General features: G+C 69.9%; 16 protein-coding genes. 5 read left to right on the forward strand and 11 right to left on the reverse strand.

Annotated elements, in window-relative coordinates; all coding sequences use genetic code 11:
• Positions 1-21: 21 nt before the first annotated feature.
• From ACH47Z_RS16175 to ACH47Z_RS16205, 7 genes are all read right to left on the reverse strand, one after another.
• Complete coding sequence (locus tag ACH47Z_RS16175) at positions 22-426, reverse strand: cytidine deaminase (RefSeq protein ID WP_399073903.1); 405 nt, start codon at positions 424-426, stop codon at positions 22-24.
• Entirely contained in the window at positions 423-1,709 is a 1,287-nt protein-coding gene (locus tag ACH47Z_RS16180; RefSeq protein WP_399073905.1) for an ABC transporter permease, read from the reverse strand. The genes ACH47Z_RS16175 and ACH47Z_RS16180 overlap by 4 nt, the downstream gene beginning before the upstream one ends.
• Positions 1,709-2,833: an ABC transporter permease gene (locus ACH47Z_RS16185; protein WP_399073907.1), complete on the reverse strand. Its 1,125-nt coding sequence runs from the start codon at positions 2,831-2,833 to the stop codon at positions 1,709-1,711. Before ACH47Z_RS16185 ends, ACH47Z_RS16180 begins: the two co-directional genes overlap by 1 nt.
• Positions 2,830-4,356 (reverse strand): ABC transporter ATP-binding protein, encoded by a 1,527-nt coding sequence (locus ACH47Z_RS16190; protein ID WP_399074230.1) that lies wholly within the window; start codon positions 4,354-4,356, stop codon positions 2,830-2,832. Before ACH47Z_RS16190 ends, ACH47Z_RS16185 begins: the two co-directional genes overlap by 4 nt.
• 242 nt (positions 4,357-4,598) lie before the next feature.
• Positions 4,599-5,660, reverse strand: a complete 1,062-nt coding sequence (locus ACH47Z_RS16195) for a BMP family protein (RefSeq protein WP_399073909.1) — start codon at positions 5,658-5,660, stop codon at positions 4,599-4,601.
• A 327-nt stretch (positions 5,661-5,987) separates the two neighbouring features.
• Complete coding sequence (locus tag ACH47Z_RS16200) at positions 5,988-7,223, reverse strand: M20 family metallopeptidase (RefSeq protein WP_399073911.1); 1,236 nt, start codon at positions 7,221-7,223, stop codon at positions 5,988-5,990.
• Positions 7,224-7,998: 775 nt separating this feature from the next.
• A complete protein-coding gene (locus ACH47Z_RS16205; RefSeq protein ID WP_399073913.1) occupies positions 7,999-8,403 on the reverse strand; it encodes an ATP-binding protein in 405 nt (134 codons plus the stop codon).
• Between the two features lie 184 nt (positions 8,404-8,587).
• Between ACH47Z_RS16205 and ACH47Z_RS16210 the strand changes: the two genes are divergently transcribed.
• The 3 genes from ACH47Z_RS16210 to ACH47Z_RS16220 all read left to right on the forward strand — a co-directional run bounded on the left by ACH47Z_RS16210 (position 8,588) and on the right by ACH47Z_RS16220 (position 10,033).
• Entirely contained in the window at positions 8,588-9,439 is an 852-nt protein-coding gene (locus tag ACH47Z_RS16210) for a helix-turn-helix domain-containing protein (protein ID WP_399073915.1), read from the forward strand.
• Positions 9,440-9,447: 8 nt separating this feature from the next.
• Positions 9,448-9,645, forward strand: a complete 198-nt coding sequence (locus tag ACH47Z_RS16215) for a DUF397 domain-containing protein (RefSeq protein ID WP_399073917.1) — start codon at positions 9,448-9,450, stop codon at positions 9,643-9,645.
• 142 nt (positions 9,646-9,787) lie between these two features.
• Positions 9,788-10,033, forward strand: coding sequence for a GNAT family N-acetyltransferase (locus ACH47Z_RS16220; RefSeq protein WP_399073919.1), 246 nt, complete (start codon positions 9,788-9,790; stop codon positions 10,031-10,033).
• On the opposite strand, the gene ACH47Z_RS16225 is transcribed toward ACH47Z_RS16220, so the two are convergent.
• The 4 genes from ACH47Z_RS16225 to ACH47Z_RS16240 are packed head-to-tail and all read right to left on the reverse strand — an operon-like array spanning position 10,030 to position 14,742.
• Positions 10,030-11,184, reverse strand: a complete 1,155-nt coding sequence (locus tag ACH47Z_RS16225) for a hypothetical protein (RefSeq protein WP_399073921.1) — start codon at positions 11,182-11,184, stop codon at positions 10,030-10,032. The two genes, ACH47Z_RS16220 and ACH47Z_RS16225, sit on opposite strands and share 4 nt — an antisense overlap.
• Before the next feature lie 38 nt (positions 11,185-11,222).
• On the reverse strand, positions 11,223-12,161 hold the full coding sequence (locus ACH47Z_RS16230; RefSeq protein WP_399073923.1) for an N-acetylneuraminate synthase family protein: 939 nt from the start codon (positions 12,159-12,161) through the stop codon (positions 11,223-11,225).
• A 14-nt stretch (positions 12,162-12,175) separates the two neighbouring features.
• Entirely contained in the window at positions 12,176-13,414 is a 1,239-nt protein-coding gene (locus ACH47Z_RS16235) for a cytidylyltransferase domain-containing protein (RefSeq protein WP_399073925.1), read from the reverse strand.
• Positions 13,415-13,431: 17 nt separating this feature from the next.
• Positions 13,432-14,742 carry a DUF6716 putative glycosyltransferase gene (locus tag ACH47Z_RS16240; RefSeq protein WP_399073927.1) on the reverse strand — a complete coding sequence of 437 codons (1,311 nt, stop codon included), beginning with the start codon at positions 14,740-14,742 and terminating at the stop codon, positions 13,432-13,434.
• Positions 14,743-14,940: 198 nt separating this feature from the next.
• Between ACH47Z_RS16240 and ACH47Z_RS16245 the strand changes: the two genes are divergently transcribed.
• Complete coding sequence (locus tag ACH47Z_RS16245; protein ID WP_399073929.1) at positions 14,941-15,918, forward strand: glycosyltransferase family 2 protein; 978 nt, start codon at positions 14,941-14,943, stop codon at positions 15,916-15,918.
• The gene (locus tag ACH47Z_RS16250) at positions 15,915-17,252 is read left to right on the forward strand and encodes an alpha-2,8-polysialyltransferase family protein (protein WP_399073931.1); all 1,338 of its coding nucleotides are present in this window, start codon (positions 15,915-15,917) and stop codon (positions 17,250-17,252) included. Before ACH47Z_RS16245 ends, ACH47Z_RS16250 begins: the two co-directional genes overlap by 4 nt.
• Positions 17,253-17,274: the final 22 nt, after the last annotated feature.

Here is a 17,274-nt window from a genome sequence, read left to right on the forward strand (position 1 = left end):
GGGCAGGGGGGCCGTACGGCGTTACTTGGTGAGATGGGCCGGGCCGAAGGCCTGGGGGAGCATCTCGGAGAGGGGCAGGACGCCCTCCGGGGTGTCCAGGAGGAGGTCCGGGCCGCCGAACTCGTACAGCAGCTGGCGGCAGCGGCCGCACGGCACCAGCAGGCCGCCGGTGCCGTCGACGCAGGTGAAGTGCGTCAGGCGGCCGCCGCCCGAGCGCTGCAGGTCGGAGACCAGACCGCATTCGGCGCACAGGCCGAGTCCGTAGGAGGCGTTCTCCACGTTGCAGCCGGTGACGGTGCGGCCGTCGTCGACCCGGGCCGCCACGCCGACCGGGAAGCCGGAGTAGGGGGCGTACGCGTGGGACATCGCCTCGCGCGCCACCACCCGCAGCGCCTCCCAGTCGAACTCGGCTGCTTCCCGCGTCACTTGCCCTGGCCCTTCCGGTACCGCATGCCGTCCGCCTTCGGCATCCGCAGGCGCTGCGCCGACAGGGACAGCACCAGGAGGGTGACGACGTACGGGGTCGCGCCGACGAAGTCGCTCGGGACCTCGTCCGTCAGCAGGTACCAGACCAGGACCAGCGCGGCCATGACGGCGCTGATGGCGCCCTGCAGCACCGCCTTCTTGTACAGCTTCCAGCCCGCGAGGGCCGCCAGCAGCACGACCAGGAGGAGGAGCAGCGCGTGGACGGTCACGCCGCCGTTGCGCAGCTGGAGCGCGTCGGAGTAGCCGAACAGGCCCGCGCCCATCGCCAGGCCGCCCGGCCGCCAGTTGCCGAAGATCATCGCCGCGAGGCCGATGTAGCCGCGGCCACCGGTCTGGCCCTCGAGGTAGGTGTGCGAGGTGACCAGGGCGAGGAAGGCGCCGCCGAGGCCGGCGAGGCCGCCGGAGACGGCGACGGCCGCGTACTTGTAGGTGTAGACGTTGACGCCGAGGGACTCGGCGGCGATCGGGTTCTCACCGCAGGAGCGCAGCCGCAGCCCGAACGGGGTGCGCCACAGCAGCCACCAGGTGCCGATGAACAGCACGACGGCGAGGATCGTCACCACGGACAGGTTCGTGACGAGGCCGCCGATGATGCCGGCGATGTCGGAGATCAGGAACCAGTGGTGCTTCTCGATCGAGTTCAGGCCGCTGGACAGGCCGGGCACGGTGACCTGCGGCAGCGAGCCGACCGGCGGGGACTGCTTGGGGTTGCCGCCGGCGTTGGCCGCCGCCCCGCTGTTGAAGAACAGCTTGGCGAGGTACTGGGTGGTGCCGAGCGCGAGCAGGTTGATCGCGACACCGGAGACGATGTGGTCGACGCCGAAGGTGACGGTGACGACGGCGTGCACCAGACCGCCGAGGACACCGAAGGCGATGCCCATCAGCAGGCCGAGCCAGGGGTTGGACTGCCAGCCGATCCAGCCGGCGCCGAAGGTGCCGAGGATCATCATGCCCTCGAGGCCGATGTTGACCACACCGGAGCGCTCGGACCACAGACCGGCGAGACCGGCGAGACCGATCGGCACGGCGAGGCCGAGGGCGGCGCTGACCTGGCCGGCGGAGTCGAGCGAGTCCGAGCCGGTGATCATGCGGACGGCGGAGACGAGCAGCAGGGCGCCGGCGATGATCATGAGGATCTGGCCCGGCGACCGGCCCGTGCTCTGGGGCGCGCCCGCCGCCTTGGGGGCCGCGGGCGGCGGCGTGTCGGTCATCGTGGCAGTCATCACGCCACCTCCTGCTTCTTCGTCGCGGCGGCCTGAGCGGCGAGTTCCGCGCCGACCTTCTGCTGCTGGCGCTTGAGGCCGTAGCGGCGGACGACCTCGTAGGCGATCACGACGCAGAGGACGATGACGCCCTCGATGACGCCGAGGATCTCCTTGTCGTAGCCCTGGAACTCCAGGTGGTTGGTGGTGCGCTCCAGGAAGCCCCACAGCAGGGCGCCGAGCGCGATGCCGATCGGGTTGTTACGGCCGAGCAGCGCGATGGCGATGCCGGTGAAGCCGATGCCGGTGGGGAAGCTGGCGTCGTACTGGTGGCTCTCGTTGAGCAGCGTGGGCAGGCCGACCAGACCGGCCACCGCACCCGAGATGATCATGCTGGTGGCGACCATCTTCTTCACCGACACACCGCTCGCTGAGGCCGCGCTCTCGGACTGGCCGACGGTGCGCAGGTCGAAGCCGAAGCGCGTGCGGCCGAGCACGAACCAGTACGCGAGACCGACCACCACGGCGACGACGATGAAGCCGTCGAGGATGCCGGCCGGGCCCGTGTTGATGGTGAAGAAGTACGACGACGACGGCAGCGGCTTGGTGGAGACGAGGGTGCCGCCCTGCTGGAGTTCGCCGAGCCTTCCGGGCTGGAGCAGGTAGGCGATGATCGCGGTGGCGATCGAGTTCAGCATGATGGTCGAGATGACCTCGCTGACGCCCCGGGTCACCTTGAGGATGCCGGCGATGGCGGCCCACAGGGCACCGGTCGCCATGGCGCAGATCATGATCAGCGGGATGGCGATCCAGCCGGGCACGGTCAGCGCGCCGCCGAGGACGGCGGCGATGAACGCGGCGAGCCGGTACTGGCCGTCGACACCGATGTTGAACAGGTTCATCCGGAAGCCGATGGCCACCGCGACACCCGCGAGGTAGTACGTCGTCGCCTTGTTCAGGATGTAGACCTGGCTGTCGCTGGCGAAGCCGTAGGTCACCATGTCGCTGAACGCGCTGCCGGGGTTCTTGCCGGTCGCGAGGATCACCAGGGCGGTGACGACGAGCGCGGCGACGACCGCGAGCAGCGGGGCCGCGATCCCGAGGAGCAGCCGCTCCTTGTCGATGCGTTGGGTCAGCTTGTTCATCGCTCGTCGTCCTCTGTGTGCTCCAGGTGGCCGGTGGCCGCACCCGTCATGGCGGAGCCCAGCTCCTCGGGGGTGATCGTGGCGGGGTCGGCGTCGGCGACCAGGCGGCCGCGGTACATCACCCGCAGGGTGTCGGAGAGGCCGATCAGCTCGTCCAGGTCCGCGGAGATCAGCAGGACGGCCAGGCCCTCGCGGCGGGCCTCGCGGATGTAGTCCCAGATGGCGGCCTGGGCGCCGACGTCCACACCGCGGGTGGGGTGGGCGGCGATGAGCAGCTTGGGGTTGTGGCTCATCTCGCGGCCGACGATCAGCTTCTGCTGGTTGCCGCCGGACAGCGAGGCCGCGGTGACGTCGATACCGGGGGTGCGGACGTCGTACGCCTGGATGATCCGCTCGGTGTCGGTGCGGGCGCCCTTGATGTCGAGCAGCCGGCCGCGCGAGTTGGGCTTCTCGGTGACGTGGCCGAGGATGCGGTTCTCCCACAGCGGGGCCTCGAGGAGCAGGCCGTGGCGGTGGCGGTCCTCGGGGATGTAGCCGATGCCGGCCTCGCGGCGGTCGCGGGTGGGGCGGTGGGAGATGTCGGCGTCGTCGAGCGTGATGACGCCGGCGTCCGGGTCGCGCATGCCCATGATCGCCTCGACCAGCTCGGACTGGCCGTTGCCCTCCACACCGGCGATGCCGAGGACCTCGCCCTTGTGGATGGTGAGGGAGATCTGGTCCAGGATGATCCGCTCGATGCCCTCGAGGTCGGTCTGCGCGAGGTGCAGCCCGTCCACCTTCAGCATCGGGACGTCCGTGACGGTGGACTCGGTGGTCTCCGGGGTGGGCAGTTCGCTGCCGACCATCAGCTCGGCGAGCTGCTTGGGGGTGGTGCCCCGCGGCTCGACCGTGCCGACGGTCGTACCGCGCCGGATGACGGTGATCTCGTCGGCGACGGAGAGCACCTCGCCCAGCTTGTGGGAGATGAAGATGACGGTGAGGCCCTCGGCCTTCAGCTCGCGCAGGTTGTCGAAGAGCGCGTCGACCTCCTGCGGCACGAGCACGGCGGTCGGCTCGTCGAGGATGAGGGTCTTGGCGCCTCGGTAGAGGACCTTGAGGATCTCCACGCGCTGGCGGTCGGCGACGCCCAGCTCCTCGACGAGGACGTCGGGGCGGACGTTCAGGCCGTACGCGTCGGAGATCTCCTTGATCTTGGCGCGGGCCTTGCCGCCGATGCCGTACAGCTTCTCCGCGCCGAGGACGACGTTCTCCAGCACGGTGAGGTTGTCGGCGAGCATGAAGTGCTGGTGCACCATGCCGATGCCGCGGGCGATGGCGTCGCCGGGGTTGTGCAGGACGACCTGCTCCCCGTTGACCGTGATGGTGCCCTCGTCCGGCTGCTGCATGCCGTAGAGGATCTTCATCAGGGTGGACTTGCCGGCGCCGTTCTCACCGCACAGGGCATGGACGGTGCCCGTGCGAACGGTGATGTCGATGTCCTTGTTGGCGACGACGCCGGGGAAACGCTTGGTGATGCCGCGCAGTTCGACGGCAGCGGGAGGGCTGGACGCGTTGATGGCGCACTCTCCTCGGGGAAAGGGGCTGCGTAGGGGAGGGCAGGCGTCGGCGACGCTAGCGCGGCAACTCCACGCTACACGCGTAGAGTTGACACATTGTTATGGCTCGGCGGGGGCCACGGGAAGGCGCCCCGCCGAGCCTCAAGTCTCCTCCGCTCCGGCCGGCCCGTCGGTGACGACGTTCCGGCCGGACCGGTCGGATCACGGGGTCACGGGGTGGTCTTGACCTTGATCTGGCCGGAGACGATCTTCTGCTTCGCGGCGTCCAGCTTGGACTGGATGTCGTTGAGGAAGCCGCCGCTGGTGGCCAGGGAGACACCGTTCTTGGCCAGCGAGTAGACGTTGTTGCCGGTCAGCGGCTTGCCGTTGTGCACGGACTGGATGAGGTCGTAGACACCGACGTCGACGTTCTTGACGGCCGAGGTCAGGATCGCGTCCTTGTACTGGGCCAGACCCGGGATGCTGTACTGGTCGGAGTCCACGCCGATGGCCCAGGCGCCCTTGACGCCGTGCACGGCCTCGATCGCACCGTTGCCGGAGGAGCCGGCGGCGGAGTAGATGACGTCCGCGCCGTTGTCCAGCATGCCCTGCGCGGCCTCCTTGCCCTTGTCGGGGCTGGCGAAGCCGGAGGTGTCCGAGCCGTGGCTCAGGTACTGGACGTCGACCTTGACCTTGGCGTTGGTGTCGTGCACGCCCTGGACGTAGCCCGCCTCGAACTTCTTGATCAGCGGGATGTCCACGCCGCCGATGAAGCCGACGTGGTCCTTCTTCGTCTTCAGCGCGGCGGCGACACCGGCGAGGTAGGAGCTCTGCTCCTCGGTGAAGGTGATGCTGTCGACGTTGGTGCCGTTCACCACGGAGTCGACCAGGCCGAAGGAGGTCTTCGGGAACTGCTTGGCGACCTTCTCCACGGCGGGCGCGTAGGTGTAACCGATCGCGATGACCGGGTTGTAGCCGGCCTGGGCGAGGTCCGTGAGGCGCTGCTCACGGTCGGCCGGCGTGTCGGAGGTCTTCGCGGTCAGCTCCTTGATGGAACCGCCGAACTCCTTCTCGGCCTTGTCGGCACCGCGCGCGGCGGAGTCGTTGAAGGAGCGGTCGCCACGGCCGCCGACGTCGTAGGCGAGACCGATCTTGACGCCGCCCTTGCCGCCACCGGAGGAGGAGGACGGGCTGGCGTTGTTGTCGGAGGACGTGCTGCCACACGCGGTGGCAGTCACGGCGAGTGCTGCGGTCGCGATACACGCAGCTGAAAGCTTGGCTACCCGGCGCACGGGAAGGCTCCTTCACCTGACCTGAGCGCCATGTCGGCGCTTGATGTGAGCACCATGTCAGTGCTCGGGCCGAGACGCCCCGGCGGCGTCGGCTTCGCGGCATCGTAACGCGCGTAGATGTCGCAAAAAACCCCCTCTCGAAGCCGTTATCGATTCGAGGCAAACAGCGTCTGAACTTGGAATCTCACCTCTCGCACGTCGTTGTTGCGGACAGTGCGCACATGGCTTACGAGTGTGTTGCGCCGACCGGGCGAACAAGTAAGAGAGGGCCCCCGAAGGGGCCCCGCTCCCACCTCGGACCTCTTACCCGGTCCTCTTACCTCCGGCTCACCCTTGTGCGCCGTCCGGGTCCAGGAAGGCGGCCGCGGTGAACATCTCCACACCGACCGTGATCGCGTGCTCGTCGGCGTCGAAGTCGCCCTGGTGCAGATCGCGCACGGTCCGCTCACCAGGACGGCGGACGCCCAGCCGGGCCATGGCACCCGGCACATGCTCCAGATACCAGGAGAAGTCCTCGCCGCCCAGGCTCTGCTCGGTGGACTCGACCGAGTCCCGTCCCCGCCGGGCCGACATCGCGCGGCGCAGCAGGTCGGTGGACTCCCGGTCGTTCACGACGGGCGGGACCCCGCGGACGTAGGTGATCTCGGACTTGGCGCGGTGCAGGGTGGCGACCTCGTCGATGGCCGCGTGCAGGATGTCGGGAGCCTGCCGCCAGGCCTCCAGGTCCAGGCAGCGCACGGTGCCGGACAGCTCGGCGTGCTGCGGGATGACGTTCGGCGCGTGCCCGGACTCGATCCGGCCCCAGGTCAGGGCCAGCCCGACCCGGGTGTCCACGCGGCGCGCGATCACCGCGGGCACGTCGACGGCGACGCGGGCGGCGGCGGTGACGAGGTCGGTGGTCAGATGCGGCCGGGCGGTATGGCCACCGGGCCCGTCCAGGGCGATCTCCAGCCGGTCGCACGCGCTGGTGATCGGCCCGTGCCGCAGCCCGACCTTCCCGGCATCGACCCGGGGGTCGCAGTGCACCGCGAGGATCCGGCCGACGCCCGCCAGCACGCCGTCCTCGATGGCGTCCATGGCACCGCCGGGCAGCACCTCCTCGGCGGGCTGGAAGAGCAGCCGTACGGGGCGGGGCAGCAGGCCCTTGCTGTGCAGGTCGGCGAGGACGAGCCCGGTGCCGAGCACGACGGTCGTGTGCACGTCGTGACCACAGGCGTGCGCCCGGTCCGGCACGGTGGAGCGGTACGGACAGTCGGTCTTGGTGTCCGGGATGGGCAGGGCGTCGATGTCGGCGCGCAGGGCGAGCAGCGGTACGGCCGGCCGCTCACCCTCGGTGAGCCCGATGTCACACACGAGTCCGGTTCCCTTGGTGAGCACGCGGGGCCTGAGCCCTGCCTGCTCCAGCCGCTCCTTGATCGCGGCGGTCGTACGGAACTCCTGATTGCCCAGCTCAGGGTGCATGTGCAAGTCGCGGCGGAACGCGACGAGTTCGGCGTGCAGGGCTTTGCTCAGCGCGCCGGGGAGCACATCCCCCGCGAGGCCGGACTCGGACTCTAGGGACATCAATTGCTTCACCCTCTGAAGGGTAGGACGCCCGGGTGGTCAACTACCCCTCGATCAACAAAAGTTCAGCCCGTTAGGGGAAGAAAATCTGACCGGCGGACGCATGGCGGCGGACTCGGATGGGTAAAACCACTGTTTTCTCCTTCCACGGATACCATGCCCCACCACAGTCCTGCTCGACTTGTCCAAGAACCGGACCTCAGAGCACACCGCGACTACTGCCGGGTTACGGCGTCGTGCCAGAGGGTGATGACCGGCCCTTGGACAGCCGCATCGCGGGGATTCCCTCCCCCCGGGCCGGTTCCGTGCTGTAGCCCAGGAGGGTGCAGGTGCCGGTGTCGCACGGCAGGCAGAGGCCGCTGGTCGCATCCGCTGAGGTACGACGGCCCCCCGCAGAGCCCGGCGCCCGGCCCTGAGGCACCGGCGCCTGTGGCTCCCGGGCGCCCTGACCAACGTCGTCCGGCCAGGGGCGGGCGTCGGGGTTCTTGGCGAGGCAGCGCCGGACCCGGTCGGTCAGCCCCGTGGGCAGGCCGGTGAGGTCGGGCGGGCCCATGGTCCGGCCAGCAGCACGTTGGACGCGAAGCGGCGTGCCCGGCTTCGACGGCTCTCAACCGAAGGGATGGCACCCCCACCGTTGACCAGACCCCCGATTGGCCGATCCGTTCCAGACACCAGCACCAAACCCGCAGGTCAAAGGGCGGCGACAGGGAGGTGCCGCGGAACAGATCCGCCCATCAGCCGTCAGCCGCCGATCCCGCGGCCCAACAGCCACTGCTCAAGCCGTCATCAGCTCACACCACACGTACTTACCCCGGTTCCCGAACCGGGCCGACGGCTGCCACCCCCACACCTCCGCACACGCCACGACCAACCCCAGCCCCCGCCCGTCCTCCAACTCCGCGACCTCCTCCAGCGGACGCGGCGGGTCGGGCGGCGCCGGGTCGGTGTCCCATGCCCCGATCCACACCATGCCCTCCGGGGAGCGGCGGACCCTGAGCGCGGCCGGCCCTTTCGTATGCCGTACGGCGTTGGAGACCAGCTCCGTCGCCAGTAGCTCCGCCGTGTCCACCAGGCCGATCAGCCCGTGCAGGGTCAGGATCAGGCGCAGGGTGCGGCGGCAGACGGTGACCGCTCTGAGGTCGTTGGGGATGTACAGCGTGTAGTCCCAGGTTTCGGGCATGCGGCATCAACTCCGTTGAGATAAGGGGGATTTGATTTCACGCAGGGTGGCAACGCCGCAGACGCGGTGCACTTCCGCTGCGTGTGCGGTGCGTCACCGACGGTAGGGCCACAATTTGGGACCGCGCAAGTCGTTGCCGTAATCTGCCCCTCGAAAGAGGGCAGTTGAGCGCGGGGAGGAAGGCATGGCGCGCAGGAAAGAGCCCACCGCACGGCACGAGCGCCTGGGTGCCGAGCTACGGAAGCTGCGTGAAGCCGCAGGCCTCAAGGGGCGGGAAGCCGCTGCGCTGCTCGGGACGGACTCGGCGCAGGTGAGTCAGATCGAGTTCGGGACGGCGGGTGTCAGCGCGGAGCGCGTACGACGGCTCGCCGCTCATTACGCCTGCACGGACCACGAACTGGTCGATGCCCTGGCGGCGATGGCGACCGACCGGACAGAGGGCTGGTGGGAGGAGTACAGAGGCCGTCTGCCCACGTCGTTCCTGGACCTGTCGGAGCTGGAGTACCACGCCGCCTACCGGTGGGACGTGGACTTCCTGCACATCCCGGGCCTGCTCCAGACCGAGGACTACGCGCGGGCGATCTTCTCCCGTCGTGTTCCCGAACTCCCCGAGGGCGAAGTTGAATTGCGGGTCCGGCATCGAATGCAGCGGCGGATCATCCTCGAGCGGGCGGAGCCGGTCCCGTACGAGGTGCTGGTGCACGAGGCTGCCTTGCGGATCCGGGTAGGCGGCCGAATCGCCTCTCGGGCTCAGCTGGCCCGCATCCTGGAGCTCTCCGAAGCAGACCACGTGACCGTACGCGTCATCCCCTTCGAACTGGACGACTTCGCCGACATCACAGCGGCCATGGTGTACGCAGGGGGCCCCGTCACCAAGCTGGACACCGTGGTACGTGACGGCCCCCACGGCTCTCTCTTCATCGATTCCGAAGCACAACTCGGCGTCTTCCGAACACTTTTCCGTAGAGTTGAGGGTGTTTCACTCGACCCCCTGCGGTCGCGAGACCTCATCCACAGATTGGCCAAGGAACTGTGAGGCGCACGGTGACCACCCCGGACAACTGGCGGAAGTCTTCCTACTCCGGCAGCGGCGACGGCAACGCCTGCGTAGAGATCGCCACCGCCCCCTCCCACATATCCATCCGCGACTCCAAGGCCCCCACCCTCGGCACCCTCACCTTCCCCACTACCGCCTTCACCCCCTTCCTCCACGCCCTGAAAGACAGCACGGTGGAAGAATGACAAAAGGTGGACGCCGAATGGGCGGACCGCATTCGTCGGGCGTGCTCGCGCGAACGCAGCCTCGTGGTCACCGCGACGGTGCACCCTTCCCGAGCATCCGGTCGACCATGCCCCGGCCGGGTACTACCTGACCGGCGTCACCGTGGATCCCGGCTGGCGGCGCCGTGGCACAGGCGCGCTGCTGACCCGGTGGCGCATGGACTGGGTCGGGGAACGGGACCGGGCGGTCTGGTGCTTCATCGCCGCCGACAACCACGTCTCGCTCGACCTGCACCGGGACTTCGGATTCCAGCCTGTGCGGACCGGTGCGTCGTTCCACGGCATCGAGTTCGCCTGCGGTGAGGGCCGGCTGCTGCGAGCGGACCCGCCGCGAGGCCGGGAAGCCTAGGCCAGTCCCAGTCCCACCGTCTCCAGCCGGTGCACATCCCGGGCCGTCCCCGTGACCCCCGACAGAAATCCCTGCGCGCGCGGTGACGCCGTGTCCGTCAGCCAGGCCGGGTCGATGTCGCAGACCGCCACCTTCACTCCCGTGCCCCTCAGCGCGAGCGGCAGGGTGTGGACGACCGTCGACGGGAAGCTGAGAATCGTACGGCCGATCGGGCCTCGGCGGGCGGTCAGTTCCAGGGGGAGGTCCGGGCGGACTATCTCCAGGCCGGTCTCCGCCGCCAGGCGGTGGAGTTTGTCCGCGCTCTCCCTGCGGTGGGCGAAGTAGCGGGTCGCCCCATGGGTCTTCGCCAGGTTCCGGACCGCCTCCAGATAGCGGTCGCCGTCCACCACCCCCGTCTCCACCAGCGACGTGCCGACCAGGTCCGCGCTCTTCGTGATGCGCGGCGGGCCGAAGCGGGACCGGGTCCAGACGAAGTCGTTCGCCGTGACCGTCACGCCCTCCGGCGTCTCCGTCACCGGCATGGACGAGAAGACCTCCACCCTGCGGCCGGCACTCGGCGTCAGGCGACGCCGCGCCGACGACGACACCGGAGCGAACAACAAATCCCTCGCCCCCGGCCGGCCGCCCTTGCGGTGCCAGCGGACCAGGCGTTCGCCGCGCGCCAGTTGGGCCACGAACTCCATCGTCGCCGTGCCGTCGTCCACCACCACCAGGTCACGCGCCCTGGTGATCGTCAGCAGCAACTGCACGTACCGCGAGAACGGGTCCCCCATCACGATCCGGTCGGCCCGGCGGAGCGGACCCGCCAGGCCGCCGATCGTCGAGAAGGGCGCGGTCGTACCGCCCCGTGCCTCCTCCCAGCGCACCCGGTGTCCCTCGTCCCGGGCCAGGTCCGCCATGCGGCGCAGCTGACCCCGGGTCATCGGGTCGGTCGGGGCCAGGACGACCACCGTGAGTTCCGCGCCGGTCCGCGGTGGATCCTCGGCCACCGTCCGCCGTACCTGCGCGGGCACGGACGGCAGCGGGGCCGGGTCCTCCCCGCGCAGGCCGTGCAGATGCGCCCACTCCAGTACGTTCAGCAGCTGGACCGGGCTCTCCACGAAGGCGAGCGTGCGGGGAGGGTGGCCGGGCTGACCGGCGCGGGGGCTCATCGGCGTATGACCGTCCCGTCGTAAGGGGATCACAACACTCAGACGGAGACCGGCTCGCCGGCCGCCGCCGCGATCTCCGCCTCGGCCACCACACCGGCGACGCGGCGCAGCTTCTTCATCGGGGCGAGCTCGGAGTCGTAGACCTTCTTGACGCCGTCGCCGAGGGAGGCCTCGATGGTGCGGATGTCACGGACCAGGCGCGTGAGGCCCTGCGGCTCGACGGAGGCGGCCTGGTCGGAGCCCCACATCGCGCGGTCCAGGGTGATGTGGCGCTCGACGAAGGTCGCGCCCAGGGCGACGGCGGCCAGGGTGGTCTGCAGGCCCGTCTCGTGGCCGGAGTAGCCGATCGGGACGTTCGGGTACTCCTTCTCCAGCGTGTTGATCACGCGGAGGTTCAGCTCGTCGGCCTTCGCCGGGTAGGTCGAGGTGGCGTGGCACATGAGGATGTTGTCGGAGCCGAGGACCTCGACCGCGTGGCGGATCTGCTTCGGCGTCGACATGCCGGTCGACAGGATGACGGCCCGGCCCGTGGCGCGCAGGGCGCGGAGCAGCTCGTCGTCCGTCAGGGAGGCGGAGGCCACCTTGTGGGCCGGGACGTCGAACTTCTCCAGGAAGGCGACGGCCTCGGTGTCCCACGGGGAGGCGAACCAGGCGATCCCCTTCCCCTTGCAGTACTCGTCGATCTGGCGGTACTCGTCCTCACCGAACTCCACGCGGTGGCGGTAGTCGATGTAGGTCATCCGGCCCCAGGGGGTGTCGCGCTCGATGTCCCACTGGTCGCGCGGGGTGCAGATCTCCGGGGTGCGCTTCTGGAACTTGACGGCGTCACAGCCGGCCTCGGCGGCCACGTCGATCAGCTTGAAGGCGTTCTCCAGCTCACCGTTGTGGTTGATGCCGATCTCGCCGCAGATGTAGACGGGACGGCCGGGGCCGACCTCGCGCGAACCGAACGTACGCAGACGGGAGTTGGTGCTCATGGCAGGAGATGTCCTTACTTGGGGAGGGAGTCGAGAGAGGGGCCGAGGATCCAGCTGGCGATCTCTCGGATCGCGCCGTCACCGCCGGGGACGGTGGTGACCGCGCGTGCGGCGCCGCGTACGACGTCGTGGGCGCTCGCGACCGCCACGGGCCAGCCGACGAGGGCGAAGCACGGGAGGTCGTTGACGTCGTTGCCGACGTAGAGCACGCGCTCCGGCGCGATGCCCTGCTCCTCGCACCACTGCTTCAGCGCGAGGTCCTTGCGGTCGATGCCGTGCAGCACCGGGAGCTTGAGCTTCCGGGCGCGGGCGGCGACCACGGGGTTCTGTTCCGTGGACAGGATCAGCATCTTCAGGCCGCTTCTGCGCAGGGCCGCGATGCCGAGTCCGTCGCCGCGGTGCACGGTGACGAACTCCCGTCCTTCGGAGTCGATCAGCACCCGGTCGTCGGTCTGGGTGCCGTCGAAGTCGAGTACGACCGCGTCCACGTCCTCGGCGGTCGGGAGCGCGTCCGGGCGGTCCGCGTCGAACAGCGGGGCCAGGGCCCGCGCCCGCGCCAGGTCGTGCGGGTCGTCGATCTCCAGCACGCGTGCGGGGTCGGTGCGGACCAGTTCGGTGTGGCCGAAGAAGCGGTGCTGGTGCTTGCGGAAGCCGGCCGCGTCCATCGCGTAGGCGGCGCCGGTCTCCAGCAGGTCCTGGGGGCGGTCCTGGCGGCGGGGGCGGAAGGATTTGTCGTGGTTGACGCCGAAGCCGCCGGCCGGCGCGCCGGGAGTGTCCGCGCCGTCCCGCCAGATGAAGCCGTGGAAGGGGGCCACGGTCACCGCCGTGTCCGCGCCGTTCTCCACGACCGCGCCGGCCACGCCGTCGATGTCCTCGCGGACGAGGAACGGGCTGGTGCACTGCACGAGCAGGACCACGTCGACCGGTGCGCCGTGCAGCGTCTCGTGGGCGTCCATGGCGTGCAGGACCGCGGCCTCGGAGGTCGCCGTGTCCCCGGCGATCGCGGCCGGGCGCAGCACGACCTCGGCGCCGGCCTCCCGGGCGGCGGCGGCGATGGCCTGGTCGTCGGTGGAGACGACGACGTCGGTCACCAGCCGGGTCGCCCGGCACTCGCGCACCGCGCGCGCCACCAGCGGGACCCCGCCGACGGGGGCGAGGTTCTTCGCGGGCACGCCCTTGGAGCCGCCGCGCGCGGGGATCACCGCGAGCACCCGGCGCAGTGAAACGCCTTGGCCCGCCTGGGGGTTGGACATCGAGTCTCCTTGGAAGGTCACAGCTCCCCCATCCGCCGGATCACCGGGGCCACGCGCTGCACGCCGTGGCGGTACGCGCCGCGGGCCGCGCGGCGCACGATCTGGCGGACCGGTCCGGGTTCCTTGTCGGCGGCGGGCGCACCGGGCAGCGGGGCGCCGTCGGGGCCGAGGTGGTGGCGGGCGAGGATGCCGGGCAGGTATCCGGGCGCCGTCTCGGGGGTGTAGTAGGGGTTCAGCGGGGGCAGCCCGCCGGGCCGCTGAAGCAGCTTGGCGATGCGCTCGCGGGCGGTGTCGAACGCCGTGCCGTAGGAACCGTCGGCGGCGACACCCTGCCGGGACACCCACTCCTCGTCCGGCACCGGCCGGTGCCCGGCGTCGAGCTGGTCCCAGGAGGCGAGGCACCCGGAGCCGGTGAAGTGGTGGTTGCCGAGCACCTCGCGCACCCCGAGGTCGGTCAGGACGACCGTGGGGACACGGCGGTGCAGGGCCTCCAGAGCGGCCGTGGAGCTGACCGTGACCAGGAGGTCGGTGCGGTCGAGCACCTCGCCCATGTGGCCGTACACCAGACGGAAGTTGGCGGGTACGTCCTTGCCCTGAACCAGCTTCTGGTACGGCAACTCCTCGATGTGGGTGGTGTGTTCACCCGGCTTGGAGCGCAGTTTCAGCAGCACCTCGCGCTCGGGGTGCTTACGGGCGTGCTCGATGAGGCGGTCGAGGAGGTACGTACGGTCCTTGCGGCCGTCCGGGACGGACGGCTGGGCCGCGAACACCACGGTGTACGGCTCGTGTTCACCGGTGTACGGCGCCCCGCCGAGGAAGGGCAGCGCGACCTCGGTGACCCCGGAGGCGTCCGCGCCCACGCCCTCGTACACGGCCCGGAACCGGTCCGCGTCGTGCCGGGAGTTGGCGAGGACGAGGTCGGCGCCGTGCCGCAGCAGCAGCCCGTCGGCGAGCTTCTCGTAGACGACGCCGACGTAACCGGTCACGACCACCGGGCGCCTGCCGGAGCCCCAGGCGTTGCGCAGCCCGTGCAGCATCGCCTGCACCCCGCCGCCGACCAGCGCGAGGACGAGGATGTCGTACGGCTCCCGCGTCATCGCGCGCAGGAACTCGACGCCGGTGACCTCGCGCAGGGAGTCCGCGCGGACGCCGACCTCCCTCAACTGGCGGGCCGTCGGGGTGGCGCGCCCCCGCAGGAGGTAGCCGTCGAGGCCGATCTCGGCGTCGGCGGGAGCGAGGCGCTGCGCGGTGAGGGCGCCCCATTTCCACCGGGTGTCGGAATCGGCGAGGACGGCGACCCGCAGGGACTTCGTAGCACTTGCTGGCACGCCGAAGACGCTAGGAAGCCATTCCGAGGTTCCGCCCAACCAGAATGCAACAAACGGTTAACAGCACGCCGCCGAATGGGGAATCGGCTCGTCAAATCGCCGGAAATAAGCCCGGTTCACAGCTTCGCCACGCGTCGTTCACCCAGTATCAAGGAAGGCGTCAAGACGAATGACGGGCTTCCCCCTAACGTCCCTGACGTGGTCAAGCTCTCCGTCATCGTGCCGTTCTACAACGTGCAGCAATACGCGCCCGACACGCTCAGAAGCCTGAAGGCGAACGCGCGTGAGGACTTCGAATTCATTCTCGTCGACGACTGCTCTCGCGACGGGACACCAGAGATTCTCGCGCGCGCGGAGCGCGAGCTGCCCGGGGCGGTCCACGTCCGGCACGAGCAGAACGGAGGGCTGGCGACCGCACGCAACACCGGGATCGACCGGGCGCGCGGCGAGTACCTGACCTTCCTGGACGGCGACGACTGGCTCGCCCCCGGCTACTTCGCCCAACTGGTCGCGGCCATGGAGGAGCTGGGCTGCGACTTCGTCCGCACCGACCATGTGCAGTGCACCGGGCGCTCCCGCCAGGTGCACCGGGTGCCGGTCGGGCGGCGAGGTGTGGTGATGAACCCGCGCGAGGCGATCCTGCCCGCCGACCGCTCGACCTCCGTGGACTACGCGTACGCGTGGGCCGGCGTCTACCACCGCCGGCTGGTGGACAAGGGGCTGCTGCACTTCACCCACGGGCTGCGCACGGCCGAGGACCGGCCGTGGATCTGGAAGCTGCACCGCGAGGCGGAATCCTTCGCCGCGGTGAGCCTGCTCGGTGTGTTCTACCGGCGCGGGGTCGCCTCGTCGCTCACGCAGATCGGCGACGTACGACAGCTTGATTTCATTCGCGCGTTCGACCAGGTCGTCGCGGAAACCGCCCAGGATCCGCAGGCCGATGAACTGCTGCCGAAGGCCGTCCGCACCTATTGCGCCATCATTTCCCATCATCTGGGATCCATCGAAAGGTTCGAGCCCGCGGTGGCGAGAAAACTGAAATCCATGAGTGCCGCGGCACTGCGGCGCATGCCGCAGGACGTGCTGGACGACGCGCTGGACTCCATGGACATCCAGCGCGCCTCCAAGCTGCGCCGGCTGCGCCGCCGTCCGGCCCCCGCGGGAGCCGCCGCGTGACCACCCAGATCTTCCAGGCGTCGACGCTGTACGGCACGGTCACGCTCGCCGCCGCCCTGGACTCCGGCGGCTTCCGCCCGGCCGACCGGCGGATCCTGCTGGTCTGCAACAACTCCACCACCCCGGAGACGACGCCCGGCCTGGACCAGGCGCCCGGCTTCGAGAAGCTGCGCGACCGCTTCGACGACGTGATCTCGTACAACGAGACCATCCACCCCTTCCACCCGGGCGGCTGGGCACCCCGCGTGGACGACATGCCGCTGTGGGAACGCTTCCTGCGGCACGAGTGGCGACTGGGCGACGACGACGTGGAGTTGGTCGTCGAGTCGATCCAGGTCAACCCCTCCCTGGCGCTCGGCCAGATCTTCAACGGCGCCCCGGTGACGGTCTACGCCGACGGCCTGATGAGCTACGGCCCCACCCGCAACAAGATCGACCCGCTGGTCGGCACCCGGGTGGACCGCGTCCTGCACCTGGACCTCGTGCCCGGTCTGCAGCCGCTGCTGCTCACCGAGTTCGGCGTGCCCGGCGAGCTGGTGCCGACGGCCGCCTTCCTCAAGGTGCTCGCCGAACTCGCGCCTGTGGACGTGGAGTTGCCCGAGATCGAGGAGCCGGCGCTGCTGCTCGGCCAGTACCTCTCGGCGCTGGAGATCCTTGACCTCGAGCAGGAGGAGAACCTGCACGTACGGATGCTGAGGGGCGCGGCCGCGCTCGGGCACACCAAGGTGGTGTTCAAGCCGCACCCGTCCGCACCGGCGAGCTTCACCCGCTCCCTGGAGCAGGAGGCCGAGAAGCTGAAGGTCGAGCTGACCGTGCTCGACACCCCGGTGCTGGCCGAGGTGCTGTACCAGCGGACGCGTCCCGCGCTGGTCGTCGGCTGCTTCTCCACCGCCCTGCTCACGGCCAGGGCGCTCTACGGCCTCCCCGTCGCCCGCCTCGGCACCGAACTGCTGCTGGAGCAGCTCACGCCGTACGAGAACAGCAACCGGATCCCGGTCACCATCGTCGACGCGCTGGTGCCCGAGCTGGGCGACCGGGCGGCGGTGACGGAACAGCGCGCGGGCATGGACGTCGAGGCGCTCGGCCCGCTGGTGCACGCGGTGGGCTTCGCGATGCAGCCGAAGATCCTGCCGAGGCTGCGCCCGGAGGTCGAGGGGTATCTGGCGAAGCACCAGAACCCGCGCATCCTGCGCTACTTCAAGCGCCGCCGGCTGACCTCGCTGGCACTGCCGGGCGGGGTGCCCGCCCAGCTGGCGTTCATCCCGCGCAACGCCACGGTCCGCCGGGTGGCCCGCAAGGCCCGCAGCCTGCGCCGGGGCACCGCCCGCAGTTGATCCGTTCCAGGAAGGACATGAC

The sequence above is a fragment of the Streptomyces sp. NPDC020192 genome (assembly GCF_044388685.1).
Lineage (GTDB): Bacteria > Actinomycetota > Actinomycetes > Streptomycetales > Streptomycetaceae > Streptomyces.